The sequence below is a fragment of the Flaviflexus sp. genome, from assembly GCF_052087705.1.
GTDB classification, from domain to species: Bacteria; Actinomycetota; Actinomycetes; order Actinomycetales; family Actinomycetaceae; genus Flaviflexus; species Flaviflexus ciconiae.
This window is the reverse complement of sequence record NZ_JBQCYC010000007.1, coordinates 70,478-85,733: the sequence shown is the minus strand read 5'-3', so window position 1 is coordinate 85,733 and position 15,256 is coordinate 70,478. Positions and strand designations below refer to the sequence as shown.

The 15,256-nt window shown below is 60.6% G+C and carries 12 protein-coding genes; 3 read left to right on the top strand and 9 right to left on the bottom strand.

Annotated elements, in window-relative coordinates; translation table 11 throughout:
* The first annotated feature begins 58 nt into the window (after positions 1-58).
* From nhaA to ACTHUY_RS05355, 3 genes are all read left to right on the top strand, one after another.
* Positions 59-1,420 (top strand): Na+/H+ antiporter NhaA, encoded by a 1,362-nt coding sequence (nhaA, locus tag ACTHUY_RS05365; protein WP_441678004.1) that lies wholly within the window; start codon positions 59-61, stop codon positions 1,418-1,420.
* A gap of 247 nt (positions 1,421-1,667) precedes the next feature.
* Positions 1,668-1,904: a heavy-metal-associated domain-containing protein gene (locus ACTHUY_RS05360; RefSeq protein ID WP_441655012.1), complete on the top strand. Its 237-nt coding sequence runs from the start codon at positions 1,668-1,670 to the stop codon at positions 1,902-1,904.
* Between the two features lie 242 nt (positions 1,905-2,146).
* On the top strand, positions 2,147-4,051 hold the full coding sequence (locus ACTHUY_RS05355) for a heavy metal translocating P-type ATPase (protein ID WP_441678001.1): 1,905 nt from the start codon (positions 2,147-2,149) through the stop codon (positions 4,049-4,051).
* Between the two features lie 211 nt (positions 4,052-4,262).
* On the opposite strand, the gene ACTHUY_RS05350 is transcribed toward ACTHUY_RS05355, so the two are convergent.
* From ACTHUY_RS05350 to ACTHUY_RS05310, 9 genes are all read right to left on the bottom strand, one after another.
* Complete coding sequence (locus tag ACTHUY_RS05350) at positions 4,263-5,204, bottom strand: Ppx/GppA phosphatase family protein (RefSeq protein ID WP_441675685.1); 942 nt, start codon at positions 5,202-5,204, stop codon at positions 4,263-4,265.
* A gap of 153 nt (positions 5,205-5,357) precedes the next feature.
* Positions 5,358-5,864, bottom strand: coding sequence for a DUF501 domain-containing protein (locus ACTHUY_RS05345; protein WP_126704794.1), 507 nt, complete (start codon positions 5,862-5,864; stop codon positions 5,358-5,360).
* Positions 5,861-6,550: an FtsB family cell division protein gene (locus ACTHUY_RS05340; RefSeq protein WP_441677999.1), complete on the bottom strand. Its 690-nt coding sequence runs from the start codon at positions 6,548-6,550 to the stop codon at positions 5,861-5,863. Before ACTHUY_RS05340 ends, ACTHUY_RS05345 begins: the two co-directional genes overlap by 4 nt.
* Positions 6,551-6,642: 92 nt before the next feature.
* Positions 6,643-7,923 carry a phosphopyruvate hydratase gene (gene eno, locus ACTHUY_RS05335; RefSeq protein ID WP_441677997.1) on the bottom strand — a complete coding sequence of 427 codons (1,281 nt, stop codon included), beginning with the start codon at positions 7,921-7,923 and terminating at the stop codon, positions 6,643-6,645.
* Positions 7,924-8,462: 539 nt separating this feature from the next.
* Positions 8,463-8,978 (bottom strand): hypothetical protein, encoded by a 516-nt coding sequence (locus ACTHUY_RS05330; RefSeq protein WP_441677995.1) that lies wholly within the window; start codon positions 8,976-8,978, stop codon positions 8,463-8,465.
* 50 nt (positions 8,979-9,028) lie between these two features.
* Entirely contained in the window at positions 9,029-12,598 is a 3,570-nt protein-coding gene (mfd, locus tag ACTHUY_RS05325) for a transcription-repair coupling factor (protein ID WP_441677994.1), read from the bottom strand.
* Positions 12,598-13,176 carry an aminoacyl-tRNA hydrolase gene (gene pth / locus ACTHUY_RS05320; RefSeq protein WP_441655006.1) on the bottom strand — a complete coding sequence of 193 codons (579 nt, stop codon included), beginning with the start codon at positions 13,174-13,176 and terminating at the stop codon, positions 12,598-12,600. The genes mfd and pth overlap by 1 nt, the downstream gene beginning before the upstream one ends.
* Positions 13,177-13,230: 54 nt before the next feature.
* Entirely contained in the window at positions 13,231-13,875 is a 645-nt protein-coding gene (locus ACTHUY_RS05315; RefSeq protein WP_441677992.1) for a 50S ribosomal protein L25/general stress protein Ctc, read from the bottom strand.
* Positions 13,876-14,275: 400 nt separating this feature from the next.
* A complete protein-coding gene (locus ACTHUY_RS05310; protein WP_441677990.1) occupies positions 14,276-15,256 on the bottom strand; it encodes a ribose-phosphate diphosphokinase in 981 nt (326 codons plus the stop codon).

Here is a 15,256-nt window from a genome sequence, read left to right as displayed (position 1 = left end):
TGAGGGGTAAAGTTAGACCTATACACGATCAACGCGGAGCACCGTTTGGAGAAGTAACGTGGCCACCACCAATCCGATCAGCTGGTACAAGAAGAAGCTGCATTCCGAGACCTTTGCCGGCAGTGTCCTTATGCTCGGCGCAGTCACCGCTCTTATTTGGGCTAACTCACCGTGGCGAGAAACGTATGCCACGATCTCGAGCACCACGGTGGGCCCCTCTGCGCTTCACTTGGACCTGTCGCTCGCGGCCTGGGCTTCTGACGGTTTGCTCGCAATCTTCTTCTTTGTCATTGGACTCGAGCTAAAAACCGAGTTCATTACCGGCAGCCTGCGGGACATGAAGCAGGCTCTTGTCCCCATGATCGCGGCAGTCTGCGGCATGATCGGACCGATCCTTGTTTACGTCGCAGTCATCACCATTTCTGGAAGCGACGTTTATGACGGATGGGCAATCCCCGTCGCCACCGATATTGCTTTCGCTCTCGCTGTCCTTGGCCTGTTCGGTAAGGGGCTTCCCACGGCAGCCCGCACCTTCCTTCTTACTCTTGCCGTTGTTGACGATCTCCTTGGCATCACCATCATCGCGGTCTTCTTCACGAGCGGGATCTCGTTCTTGTGGATGGCGGTATCTTTTGTGGCGATCGCGATCTTCGCGGTTCTTGTTAACAAGCGGATCGTCCACTGGTGGATGCTGTGGCCGTTGGCTCTTATCGCCTGGGGCACGATGCACGCCTCGGGCGTTCATGCCACCATTGCTGGTGTCCTTCTCGGCCTCTCGGTTCCCGCACTCGCAAAGGGCTCGGAGAAGAAGCCACTGACCGAATACTTTGGTGAAAAGATCGACTTCACCTCGTCCGGCATTGTTCTCCCCATTTTCGCGTTCTTCGCGGCTGGCGTGAATGTGGTCGACTCCGGTGGTGTCCTCGACATGTTCACCCATCCGGTTGCGATCGCCGTCTACCTTGCACTTCCGCTCGGCAAGTTCCTCGGGATCTGGGGCGGCACTGCACTGCTCACCAAGATCTTCAGACTGCGCCTCGGCAAGGGACTTCATCTTCCCGATGTTGGCGCAGTATCCGTCATTACGGGTGTCGGCTTTACCGTATCCCTCCTTATCGCACAGCTGTCGTTCGCACCCGACCATCCGGCCGCCGGCTACGCCCGCGTTGCCGTCATCATCGGCTCTGTCATCTCCGCAATCCTTGGTGGCATCGCCCTGCGCATGAGGGCGAAGGCGCACCGCGGCGACGAGCCGAGCGAGTACGATGCAACCTCGGACAATATTCGTCTTGATGGCAAGCCGAACTTCGATCCAATCGCCCAGGCGGACCCAACCGAACGCGATGCCACATCCGACGATATTCGCCTCGACGGTAGGCCAAACACCGACCCGGACACCGGCTCACAACCGACCCGGTAGAGGTCCCAAACGCTCCTCTGAGCCAAACGTCAACGCGGTGAGCCCCCGATTAACCTCGGGGGCTCACCTCTTTCCTCAAACAGCATTTTCTTTCTTTAACGGCACCCAGACATGGCCGGCCAGGAATACCACCACGGCTTCGTGTCCATCGCTTGATCCAGGTCAAGGAACGAACCGTGCACTTTCCATAAAGTCATGGTTAATCAAGCCGGGTAGAAACCCAGCCCGGAGATAGGAAAATTGCACCATGACCACCGCAGCTAAGAACAAGACCACCACTCTCCGTTCCGACGAGTTCTCATGCCCGTCCTGCGTGAGCAAGATCGAGACGAAGCTCAACGGACTAGAAGGCGTGTCGAAGGCAGAGGTCAAGTTCTCCTCGGGCCGCATCATTGTCGACCACAACCCGGACGCCGTTGGCGTTCGCGACCTCGTCAATGCTGTTGCCGAGGTTGGCTACACGGCCAAGCCCTCGGCCATCTAAACCACAGACCGCCAAGCGGGCCTCCCATACCGGGTGGCCCGCTCTTCTGTTGAGCAAAGCGTCATTGGACCGAGAAGCAGCGCTCCCTCCGTGATATCACCGGTAGCCACAAGCAGGACAATTCCTTGCAATCTAGGGTGAAAAGTCCTCGGTGCTCGGGTTGATCCAGGTCAAGGAGATGGGAAACGGAAACTCATAGCTTAGGTAGTAACAAGGCAGTTTCAAACGAATTGAAGGACACAATGAAATCACTGTGGAAGACATGGGGAGTGGTCATCGTATCTGGCCTCCTCATCATCGTTGCTCTTATCGCGGGGGCCGATATTACTGGTCAGGACACCGAGTCGTTTGGTACGCCCGGTATCCTCATGATTGTGGCAACGGTTGTTGCCGGCTACCAGATCGCCTGGTCCGCTATTCAGGCTCTCCGCATCAAGATGGTGTCCATTGACCTGCTTGTGTCAGTCGCCGCCATCGGCGCCATGATCCTGCAGAACTGGTGGGAAGCCGCCGCTGTCACCTTCCTGTTCGCACTCGGTAACGCACTGGAGAAGGCCACTCTCAACAAGACGAGGCAGGCGCTCAGCGACCTGGTTGATGCTGCCCCGGAAACCGCAACGAAGCTGAATGCCGATGGCACCACGGAAACTGTGGAGCTGTGGGAGCTTGAGCCCGGCGACACGGTGATCGTCAAGAACGGCGAGCAGGTACCGGTTGATGGCACGGTTATTAGCGGTAACGGCGGTGTCGACGAAGCGCAGATCACCGGTGAATCCGTCCCTGCCGAGAAGTCTGCCGGTTCTCAGGTGTTTGCGGGAACCTGGCTGAGGGCAGGTCTGCTCCGTATCGAAGCCGTGGGCATTGGTTCTGACTCCACGCTTGCAAAGATCATCCACCGCGTCGAGGACGCTCAGGATGACAAGGCAAAGACGCAGACCTTCATGGAGAAGTTCTCCGCCTGGTACACCCCGGGCGTCATGATTTTCGCTCTCATCATCGGTCTGGTCACCCAGAACGTTGAGCTTGCTCTGACCCTCCTTGTCATCGGTTGCCCCGGCGCTCTCGTTATCTCGATCCCGGTCTCGATCGTTGCCGGCATCGGACGCGCCGCGAAGGACGGCGTCCTCATCAAGGGCGGCGAATACTTGGAGACCGCTGCCAGGGTCGACACCGTTGTTGTTGATAAGACGGGCACCCTGACGAACGGTAGGCCGGAGCTCACGGATGTTGAATCGCTGGACCCTGCCTACACGCAAGACGACATTCTTCTCCTTGCGGCACGCGCTGAAACTGCCTCCGAGCACCCCCTTGCCGACGCAATTATCCGCGGCGCCAAGAACCGCGGCCTGGTCGTCGAGCCGGTTGAACTGGCCGAGCCGATTGCCGGCCAGGGTATCCGGGCCGACGTTGATGGTCGAGTCGTTGCCGTTGGCTCCGCAAAACTTCTTAACGACGTCGCGGACCAATCACGAATCCTGGAACTGAACGAGCGCGGCCGCACCGCAATGTTCGTGGGCCTCGATGGTCGCGCTATCGGTATCGTCGCAGTCGCCGACACGGTGAGGGACGACGCTCTGGTTGCGGTGAAGGAGCTGCAGGACAAGGGCATCAGGGTTGTCATGGCAACGGGCGATGCTCAGCGAGTAGCCGACAACGTGGCGAAGCAGCTCGGAGTGGATGAGGTACGTGCTGAGCTCATGCCGGAAGACAAGCTCACGATCGTCAAGGAACTCCAGGCCTCTGGACGCACGGTGGCCATGGTCGGTGACGGTGTGAACGACACCCCGGCTCTGGCAACGGCCAATGTTGGTGTGGCCATGGGTGCAGCCGGCTCCCCCGCCGCGATCGAAACAGCGGACCTGGCTCTCATGGCAGACCGTCTGCCCCGCCTCCCCTACGCCTTCGGCCTTGCCAAGCGAACGGCCGTTACCATGCGCCTCAACATCACAGTCGCACTCGTTGTTGTTGCCCTGCTCCTTCTCGGAGTACTGCTCGGCGGAGTGACCATGTCGATCGGCATGCTGGTCCACGAAGCCTCCGTGCTTCTCGTCATCGCCATCGCCATGATGCTCCTCCGCCCCACCCTGAAGGAAGACGCGGTCACTGCGGCACCGGCTGACGTCACAAGCGAGAAGATCACCAGCTAGAAGCAAGGCAAAGCCAGGCTGATCGCTTCTAGAAGGGCTCCCCGGGGTCACCGAACCAAAAGGTTCGTGTGGGCCGGGGAGCCCTTATCTCCGGGGAACAATTCAAGCGCACGTGCTTATAACGAAAGGAGACAAGACGAGACTCCCGAGAACAATCCCCACCACCCAAGGTGCAACCGGGGAGAGAGCCCCGGCTACTCTGCGGCAAAACCTACGAGAGTGCCCCTGCCGCCCACAGGGCGATCCCGTCCAGAATGTCGTGCTCTGAGGTGGTGACGACCGGGAGTGACACCATGTCTTCCTGGCACCTCTTGACGACTTCCGACCACACGAGGGCACCGGAGGCGATCACGTCAACACGGCCCGGGTGCATGTAGCCCTCGGCGGCACGTTCGTCCCTGGTTGCGGTCATGAGCCACGTGCAGGCCTCGAGGACCTGGTCGACCGTGAGCTCTGTTCCATCGATTGCATCGGGATCATAGGTGGGAAGACCGAGCGCACGTGCCGTCACCGTCGTTACCGTGCCAGCAAGGCCGATGAGGCGGGTTGCGCGGCGCAGGTCAACATGTTTGGTGGCCTCATCAAGTGCGGCCCGAATATCAACGCGTGCCGCCTCGATCTGTTGTTCCGTGGGCGGGTCGGTTTGGAGGTGTCGTTCCTGCATGCGGACACATCCAACGTTCATTGACCACGCGCCGATAACGCCTTCTGCCTTCGAGCCAAGGACGATCTCGGTGGATCCTCCCCCGAGATCAACAACGGCTACGGGGTCAGAGATGTCGATCACGGAGGCAGCACCGAAGAACGACAGCTGAGCCTCGCGGTCACCAGAAACTACTTCCGGGGTGACCCCAAGACGGGAACGGATGCCGTCGATAAAGAGCTCGCGGTTCTCAGCATCGCGGGTTGCCGAGGTGGCAACGAACTTGATTGCTTGAACTCCGTGCTCTTCGCACAGTGCCGCATAACGTTCGGTGGCCGCAAAGGTACGCTCCAGCGCCTCCTCGGCAAACTTCCCGGTCGTATCGACACCCTGGCCGAGCCGAACGACCTCCATGGCACGAACAACGTCAACAAGGGGCTTACCTGGCTCCACATCCGCAATCAGGAGGCGAATAGAGTTGGTTCCACAATCAATACCGGCAACTTTCACTCCTCAAGAGTGCCACGATCCCCGGTCCGTTTCGAGCCTGAAATCGTGATGTTTCTCCGTTGCGACCAGCACATCCGCCCAGCCCCGTTGTTCCGCGCCCTGTGCAGCTCGAGTGCCGCGCCGGTCATGCTCGGCTTGCTCGGTCAGGCTCTGTCAGTTCTCGTCAGACTCTGCGTCATCCGCACACGTGCAGGTATCTTCGGTCCATTCGATCATCGACAGGGCAATGTCGCCGATGGGGTTGATACCGGGGCCAACGGCGAGGCTGTGGCCAACGAGAGCATGGAGGCACTTGACGCGGGTCGGCATGCCGCCCGCGGAGATACCGGCAATCTCCTCGACTTCACCGTGGCGGTTCCTGCGCTCGAGGTAGTCTTCGTGGGCGGCCCGGTAGGATTCGGCAAGTTCCTCGTCGGTTTCGAGGCGCGCAGTCAGTTCAGCCATGAGCCCGCTTCCCTCGAGGCGGGAAACTTCGAGGACGATCTGCGGGTGAGTGAGGTAGAAGAGCGTAGGGAACGGGGATCCATCCTCGAGTCGCGGAGCGGTCTCAACGACGGTGGGTTCTCCACATCCACATCGGGCGGCGACGCCGATGACTCCGCGTGGCACGCGCTCAAGCTGCCTGCGAAGCGATTCAATGTCCTTCTCGGATACGCTCACTCGGTTTCTCCTGTTTCTCCGGGCGAGACCGGATCTGTCGGATCGACGATTTCAGATCCGCCTGCCGAACTATATCCCGCAACACTCACGGAATCCCACATGGTCGTGAACCACGGGGTCGCGGCACGCCTGTTGTATTCGAGTTCGACCGCCAGAGCATTCCGTTCGTCCTCCGCAGTACCCTCTTCGGGGTCTTCCACCGTGTAGAGGACCTCACCGGGTTTGACGTAGCCGAGTCGTTCCCGCGCCTGCGCCTGGACGTACTCGTCGTCGTTCCAGAGCAGACGCTCATTCTCCAGGGAGTCGATGTGTGCGCGGGCTTCCTCAACGGACCGGTTGAGCTCGCGGATCTGCTGTTGCTGGTCAAGATAGTTCGTCAGCGTCGGCGTGACGATAATAACGGCGAGCACCGCCATGAGAACCACGGACATGAGGCGCAGGCTAACGGCCCGGGCCCTGCCGGAGTCGCCACCGAGAATGATGGACCGCTTGACGCGTTCCTTCGGCTTGAGCCGCGGCTTGTTCTCTTCGCCCTTGCCCGACCCAGTGGATTTACTGGTCTTGGCCGGCTTACCGGGCTTTTGTGGGCGGGGGCTTGGTCGACCTGAGGGTGATGCCCCGGTGGTTCGGCGATATGCACCCGGCCGTGTTGGGCCGCGCGAAGCTCCTGGGCGTCGTGAACTCATGGTTCCAATAGTAAGTCCGGCCCCGCGGGTTTTCCCGCAGGGCCGGACTCTGTGTCGCTTATTTCGCGTTTACTAACTTATGCCAGCAGGGCTCAGTAGCCCGCGCGCGGGAAGGCGTTGTGTCCCGCGTAGGCAGCTGCGTCACCGAGGCCGTACTCGATGCGGAGCAGCTGGTTGTACTTGTTGACGCGCTCGCCACGTGCCGGTGCGCCGGTCTTGATCTGACCGGAGTTGGTGGCCACAGCAAGGTCGGCAATGGTCGTGTCCTCGGTCTCGCCGGAGCGGTGCGAGGTCATCGACTTGAAGCCGGCGCGGTGTGCGGAATCGACTGCGTCGAAGGTCTCGGTGAGGGTACCGATCTGGTTGACCTTGACGAGGAGCGCATTGGCGGCACCCATCTTGATGCCCTTGTTGAGACGCTCGGGGTTGGTGACGAACAGGTCGTCGCCAACAATCTGAACACGGTCACCAATCTGGGTGGTCAGCGCGGTCCAGTCGTCCCACTCGTCTTCGGACAGCGGGTCCTCGATGGAGACCAGCGGGTAGTCGGCAACGAGCTTCTCGTAGTAAGCAATCATCTCTTCAGTCGTCTTCTGACCACCTTCGAAGGCGTACTTGCCGTCCTTGAAGAACTCGGTCGAGGCAACGTCGAGAGCAAGGGCGATGTCCTTGCCGGGCTCGAGACCAGCCTTGCCGATTGCTTCGACAATGAGGTCGAGAGCAGCTGCGTTGGACTCAAGGTTCGGGGCGAAGCCACCCTCGTCACCGAGGCCGGTGGCGAGACCGCGCTCCTGGAGGACGGCCTTGAGGGCGTGGTAGACCTGGGCGCCCCAGCGGAGGGCCTCCTTGAAGGTCGGTGCGCCTACGGGAGCAATCATGAACTCCTGGATGTCAACGTTGGAGTCGGCGTGCGATCCACCGTTGAGGATGTTCATCATCGGGACGGGCAGAACGTGTGCGTTCGGGCCGCCCAGGTAACGGTAGAGGGGAAGGCCGGCGGACTCTGCTGCGGCCTTGGCAACGGCAAGCGAAACACCGAGGATGGCGTTCGCACCGATCTTTCCCTTGTTCGGTGTTCCATCGAGATCGATCATGGTCTGGTCGAGAACACGCTGCTCATCGGCTTCGAGGCCAACGACCTCGGGTTCGATAACTTCGATCACCGCGTTCACGGCGTCCTCGACGCCCTTACCCAGGTAGCGACCCTTATCACCGTCGCGGCGCTCGACAGCCTCGAAGGCGCCGGTGGAAGCTCCGGAGGGAACCTGTGCGACGGCGTAAACACCGTCATCAAGCTGGACCTCGACCTCAACGGTCGGGTTGCCGCGGGAATCGAGAATTTCGCGGGCGTTCAGTGCCTCAATAATGGCCACTGGGACTCCTTCACAAGATAGACATGCGGTCGTATAACCAACATTCATTCTAGTCCGTCTTTGCCCATTTTGAACCGGGACTTTACTACCGATCAGAATTCATCAAGGAAAGATGAACGTCGGTGCACAATCGCGCCTGCCTCACCGGGTGGCAATATCCTCCAACCAGTCCGCCCCAGTATCACCTTCGAAGACAGTTCGACGCTCCTACCAGCACGAACACTCCCCCAGCACCCAGCCCCCGTGGGCCCCTCGGAGATTTCATTCAAGCCAGACAGGCGGCATTCTTCCGGGAAGTAAGGAAGGCCGTTCACGCTTGGCAAAAGTTGCCACCGGCTTCCGGGTACTCGGTGGCATATGCGTTTATCCAACTGTCAGCGAACGCCTCGATAACGGAAGAAGGGGTCTCTCGACCAGCCCGCGGTTCGTTTTCCGCTCGGTACTGGCACGACGTTCGGATACTGCTGTGGCCGCGCCAAGAGGCACGGCCACGCTCTGCTGAATTGGTTCTCAGGAAGTAAATTCTTGATGGGGTTTGTTCAGAGTCCCGGGAGTGTTTGTTCTGTCGAGGGGACCTGCCACTCGTATTCGGTGCCCACGAGGGAGCCGATCTCGCTATCCCATTCACCGAAGCGCGGGTTGACATCAACGTCGGCTTCCAGGAGGGAAGTTGAAACCTCCTGGAGCTCTTCCATCGTGAGGAGCAGGCTGGCGTTAGCCTGGTCGAGGGCAATATAGGTAGCGACCTCTTCGATGGTTTCGGAGTACTCCGGGTTGTCGTCACGACCGAGAAGAACTTCAGTCTGCTCCTGGATATCGGCGAGCCCGTCGTACTCGCCGGCCTCTGCCACGTCGCTCGTCACTTCAGCAACGATGAGGAGGTTGAGGACATCTGCGGACTCCCAGTCGATGCCGTAGTCACGAAGGTAGGACTGTGTTTCCGACAGTTCCTCGATCGTGATCTCTTCGCCGTTGACGGTTGCGGCCGCCGACGGGTCGTTCGAGCATGCGGCTAGGAGCAGTCCTGCCCCTGCCAGTGCGACAAGCTTCTTCACTTTTCCTCCAGGTGTTGACTAATAAGTATCTTAAGACTTGTTTCTGGATTTCACCGGGTCTGCAGACCCGGGTCGTTACCGCCGCGTCCTGCGCTATCGGGTAGGAACACTGCGCGAAGCAGGTCATCGAACCATTCACCGAATTCTTCGTTCATAACCGGCTCGGGCGCAGCGCCAAGGCGGGCCTGTTCCTTGACTGGCATAGGTACCAGTACAGAACGAACGGCAGGCTTGTGAACGGTGCGCGGGTGGAGGCGCTTGAGACGTGCCTCCCGGGAATCCGGCAGGGCAACCGGATAGAGCCTCAGGTATTCTCCCTGAACAACGGCGTCTTCGAGCTTCGCTACCCTCATTGCTTCCCGGATCCGGGCTATGAGGAACATGCGCTCAACCGCGGGTGGGATCGGACCGTAGCGGTCGACGAGTTCTTCGCGGATCTGGTCTCGTTCCTCTTCGCTCGTCGAGTTCGCAACCTTCGCGTAGATATCGAGGCGCAGGCCTTCCTGCGGAACATAGTTGTTGGGGACGGTACCTTCGATAGGGATATCGAGTTTGATGGGAGCCGGTTCCGGCTCTTCAACTTTCCCGCCGGTCAGCATTGCCTGCATGTTCTCGACCTGCTCGGAGATCATGCGAACATACAGGTCGAAGCCAACACCTGCGATGTGGCCGGATTGTTCGCCACCGAGCAAGTTGCCTGCGCCGCGAATCTCAAGGTCCTTCATGGCGACCTGGATTCCCGAACCGAGCTGGGTGTGGGAGGCGATGGTGCGGAGCCTCGCCACCGCGGTTTCTGTCATTGCCTTGTCCGGCGGGTACAGGAAGTAGGCGTAGGCGCGCTCGCGACCGCGACCAACGCGCCCCCTCAGCTGGTGTAGCTGGGACAGGCCAAGCTTTTCGGCATTATCGACAATCAGCGTGTTGGCGTTGGAGATGTCGAGGCCGGTTTCAATGATTGTCGTACAGACAAGCACGTCGATTTCGCGGTCCCAGAACTGCTGGATGATCGTCTCGAGCTGGCGTTCGGACATTTTGCCGTGAGCAACACCGACCTTTGCCTCGGGAACAAGTTCCTCAATTTTCTTGGCCTGGGCACGGATCGACTGGACACGGTTGTGGACGTAGAAGACCTGGCCGTCGCGGAGCAGTTCGCGCCGGATGGCGGCGGTGATCTGCTTGTCTTCTGCTGCGCCGACGTAGGTGAGGATCGGGTGACGTTCTTCGGGTGGGGTTGCCAGAGTCGACATTTCCCGGATTCCCGTCACCGCCATCTCCAACGTTCGCGGGATCGGGGTTGCCGACATGGATAGCACGTCAACGTTTGCTCGCAACTGGGTGAGCGTTTCCTTGTGTTCAACACCGAAGCGCTGTTCCTCGTCAATGATGACAAGGCCAAGGTCCTTAAACTTGATTGACCCGGTGAGCAAGCGGTGGGTTCCGACAACAACGTCGACGCTGCCGTCCTCGATTCCCATCTTCACTTCTTCCGACTCTTCGTCGGACTGGAAGCGAGACAGGCCTGCCACGTTGACCGGGAATCCTGCATACCGCTCCTGGAAGGTCTCCAGGTGCTGGGAAACGAGCAGGGTTGTCGGCACGAGAACTGCAACCTGCTTGGAGTCCTGAACGGCCTTGAACGCTGCTCGGATCGCGATCTCGGTTTTGCCGTAGCCAACGTCGCCGGAGATGAGGCGGTCCATGGGAGTCTCGGACTCCATGTCCTTTTTCACCTCGTCGATCGTTACCAGCTGATCGGGGGTTTCCTGGTAGGCAAAGGCGTCCTCGAGTTCCCGTTGCCAGGGAGTGTCGGGAGAGAATGCGTAACCCTTGGTGGCCTTGCGCGTGGCATAGAGCCGGACCAGCTCACCGGCAATAGCCTCGGTGGCCTTCCGTGCCTTCGCCTTCGTCTTCGCCCAGTCGGCCCCTCCCATTTTCGACACCGAGGGTGCCTCGGAGCCGGAGTACCGAGAAACAAGGTCAAGGGAGTCGGTGGGGATCCACAGCTGATCCCCGGGCATACCCCTCTTCGACGGGGCGTATTCAACGACAAGGTATTCGCGCTTCGCACCGTCGGTACCGTCAATATCCCGCGAATCCATGCGGAGGAACTTGCCGACACCGTGGTGGTCGTGAACGATGTAGTCGCCGGGCTTGAGCTGGAGCGGATCGACACCGGCCCGCCTGCGGCTCGGCATCTTCCGCATATCCTTTGTCGACGAGCCGCCACGGCCCGTGATGTCGGAAGCGGCAAGAACTGCGAGTTTTATACCCGAGGCAATAAAACCGGTAGAGATCGGCCCGGCAGTCACCGTGACCATACCGGGAATTGGCTTCTCCAGCTCCGTCACGAACTCGGCGGCGATGTCCCGCTCGCCAAGCTCGGAGGCAATGCGGCGGCCAAGGCCTCCGCCTTCGACGACGATAATCGGCCACCAGCCCTGCTTGGCTAGCATCCCCATCTCCAACAACGCAGCGTCAACATCGCCGTGGAAGGTGCGGGGTTCGCGAGCGTCCACCGACTTCTTGGTCGAATCAATTTCGCTGTCACCCGTGAACCCGCCGAAGGTCCACCAGGACATTCCGGCACGCTGAATCGCAGAAGCGACCGCGGGTAGTTCCAGGAACGATGCGTCGGAAACGGTCAGGGGAACGTCGCCGCCCGCGGCGGCAGACGACCATGCTGCCGCCAAGAACTCTTCTGTTGTCGCAACGAGGTCCTCGCTGCGGGAGTAAACGCGTTCGGGCTCAACCACAATAACGCGGGAGGCAGGGTCGAACAGTTCGTGGACGGGCTGCATGCCGCCCGCGAGGATCGGGGCAAGGGATTCCATTCCCTCAACCGGAATGCCCTCGGCGATCTTCTCCAGCATGTCCCGGGCCCCGGGCAACTGATCTGCCGCCGTGCGGGCACGCGCACGAACGTCGTCATCGAGCAGGATTTCCCGGCAGGGCGGGGCGTACATTTCGCCCACGGTTTCGAGCGATCGCTGGTCCGCTACCGCGAAAGAACGGATTTCGTCGACTTCGTCGCCGAAGAATTCAATGCGGACGGGGTGTGCCTCCGTGGGCGGAAAAACATCGAGGATTCCGCCGCGGATCGCAAACTGTCCGCGGGACTCCACCATGTCGACACGAATATACGCAGCATCAACAAGGCCCTGTGCGAGGGCCTCAAGTTCAATTTCGTCCCCGGTGCGCACGCGCACGGGTGCCATTTCACCCAGGCCCTTGACGATCGGCTGGAGGAGCGCACGGATCGGGACGACAACGACGGAGAGTTTGCCGAACTCTTCCGGGTGGGCGAGCCTGCGAAGAACGGAGAGTCTGGTCGCTACCGTGTCGGCGCGGGGTGAGAGCCGCTCGTGCGGGAGGGTCTCCCAGGAGGGGAAGAACTCAACTTCGTCACGGGGCAGGTAGGCGGCAAGAGCGCCAACGAGCTCTTCACCGTCTCTTCCCGTCGGGGTGACTACAACGATGGGTCTCTCGCCATCTTCAGCAAGCAGTGCGAGGGATCCAGGAATGAGGCCGAGTGGCATGCCAACGTCGAGGCGCTTATCCCGGGAAAGGGGAAGCCCCGCCAGAGTCTCATCGTGACGGAGCCTATCGAGGATGGATTTCATCAGCTCGTATGCAAGTCTGCTTGGGCGGCAGCAAAGCCGCGGGAAAGAACATCCTCAACAACGTCGGCTGCCTTCGCAACCGTGACGCCATACTCGGTTTTTGCGGTACCCGTGATCTGGCTGAGCACGTAGTCGGCGGCGTCCTGCTGGCCGGGCGGCCTGCCCACGCCGATGCGGAGGCGTTGATAGTTCTTGGTGCCAATGGCGGATGAGATGGACTTGAGGCCGTTGTGGCCGCCCTCCCCACCGCCGTCCTTGAGTCGGAGCGTGTGCTCGGTGATGTCCAGATCGTCGTGAATGACGAGCAGGTCGGAGGGCTCAATCTTGAAATACTGGAGGAGACCCTTGACAGGCCCACCAGATACGTTCATGTAGCTGTCGCAGACAGCAAGAACGAAGCCGCCTTCACCGACGGGGGCGGATGCGAGCCGTCCCGTCATGAGGTAGGTGCGGGAGCGGTGCGCCGACAGCTTGCCCTGGGAGCGCGCAACGAGTTCGTCGATGACAAGATGGCCGACGTTATGTCTCGTGTTCGCATACTTCGGCCCGGGATTTCCCAGTCCAACGATTGCCTTCATACCTGCTCCCATGAGGAGCGCCCGGGTTTTGCACCCGGGCGCTGTCTCAGTAAGTTACTCGGAATCCTTCTCGGTGTTCTCAGCCGGTGCCTCATCCTCGGTCTCGGCGGACTGCTCAGCGGCCAGCGCTGCGTCAGCCTCTTCGATCGAGGTGTCGACCTGCGGGACGTTAACGGAAACGACGAGGTCTTCCGGATCCATGTCGGTGGTGACACCCTCGGGGAAGTCAATGGTGCCGATACGGATCTGGGTGCCCTCTTCCTTGCCCTCGACGTCGATCTCGATCGACTCGGGGATCGAGGTCGCATCGGCAAGGATGACCAGCGACAGAAGATCGGTGGTGACGACTGTGCCGGGGGCCGGCTCGCCAACAACGGTAACCGGAACGGTAACCTCGACCTTTTCGCCCTTGCGGACGCCGATGAGGTCAACGTGCTCGATGTCCCAGGTCATCGGGTGATGCTGGATGTCACGGACGAGAGCAAGCTGGTTCTTGCCGTTGATCTTGAGGGTGACGAGGGCGTTCGCGTTGTAGCGAACAGCCAGGAACGTCTCGTGTGCGTCGAGAGCAATGTGAATGGTCTCGTCGCCTGCCCCGTAGAGGACTGCGGGGATCTTGCCAGCGCGGCGGAGTCGGCGGGCAGCGCCCTTACCGAAGTCCTCGCGGGTTTCGTTTGTCAGCTTTACTGAATCAACCATGATGTCTCCTAGTGTTCGGCACGCCGAGGCGTGCATGAGCCTCGAAAGCCACGTGCCGGATGACACCTGGACCGCGTCGATAACGGAGTGCGGCATAGCCGCCTCCCTCGCCGAGGCAACCACAACATAGTAGCGCACCGGCCCAGAACCCCGAAAGGCACCCCGCAATGACACCGCTCACGTAGTACTCCCAGCCAGGGCAAATGCGGTTATGCGACCAATTACCCCGATCCTGGTGCGGCCGATGAAGCCTCTTAACAGGCAGCGGACCGGGGAGAGTCACGGCCCCGAAATTCGGAGGCCATGACGTTACTACCTACTTGCAAACTCCCTGTGCTGCGTCATCTGCACAGTGGTCGCGGGCTGTCTACGCGTGTGCGGCGAAAGCGATCGATGCCTATTAGATCGCGCCGTCGAAAAGGCTCGTGACCGAGCCATCATCGAAGACCTCGCGGATTGCGCGGGCGAGAACCGGGGCAATCGGGAGGACGGTGAGCTCCTTGAAGCGCTTCTCCCGTTCGATCGGAACCGTATCGGTCACGATGACTTCGCGGGCACCCGAGTCGGATAGTCGCTTGACCGCGGGATCGGAGAGGACGCCGTGGGTGGCTGCCACAATAACCTCGGCGGCTCCTGCCTCGTGGAGAACGCGAACGGCTTCGGTGATCGTTCCGCCGGTGTCGATGAGGTCGTCAACGAGGACACAGGTGCGGCCCTCAACATCACCAACAACGCGGTTGGCAACGGCCTGGTTCGGGCGGGAAATATCGCGGGTCTTGTGCACGAAGGCAAGCGGAGTGCCACCAAGGCGGTCGGCCCACTGCTCGGCCACGCGGATACGACCAGCATCCGGCGAAACAACCGCGGTTTTCTGGGGATTGATGCGGGTGCGGACATATTCGACCAGGGTGGGCATGGCCCAAAGGTGGTCGACGGGGCCGTCAAAGAAGCCCTGCGCCTGAGCGGCATGGAGATCGACGCTCATAATCCGGTCGGCGCCGGCCTGCTTGTACAGGTCGGAGATCAGGCGGGCAGAGATCGGCTCGCGGCCGCGGTGCTTCTTGTCCTGACGCGCGTAGGGGTAGAAGGGAGAAACAACGGTGATCCTCTTCGCGGAGGCGCGCTTGAGTGCGTCAACCATGATGAGGGACTCCATGAGCCACTTGTTGACCGGCGGGGTGTGAGTCTGGAGGACGAACGCATCGGCACCGCGCACGGACTCGTCGAAGCGGACGTAGATCTCACCGTTTGCGAAGTCGTAGGCGGTTACCGGGAGCAGCTCCGTGTCCAGGGACTCCGCCACCTCCGACGCGAGTGCCGGGTGGGAGCGGCCGCTTGCGATCACAAGATGCTTGGCTCCGGTGGAGTGAATACCTGTCAT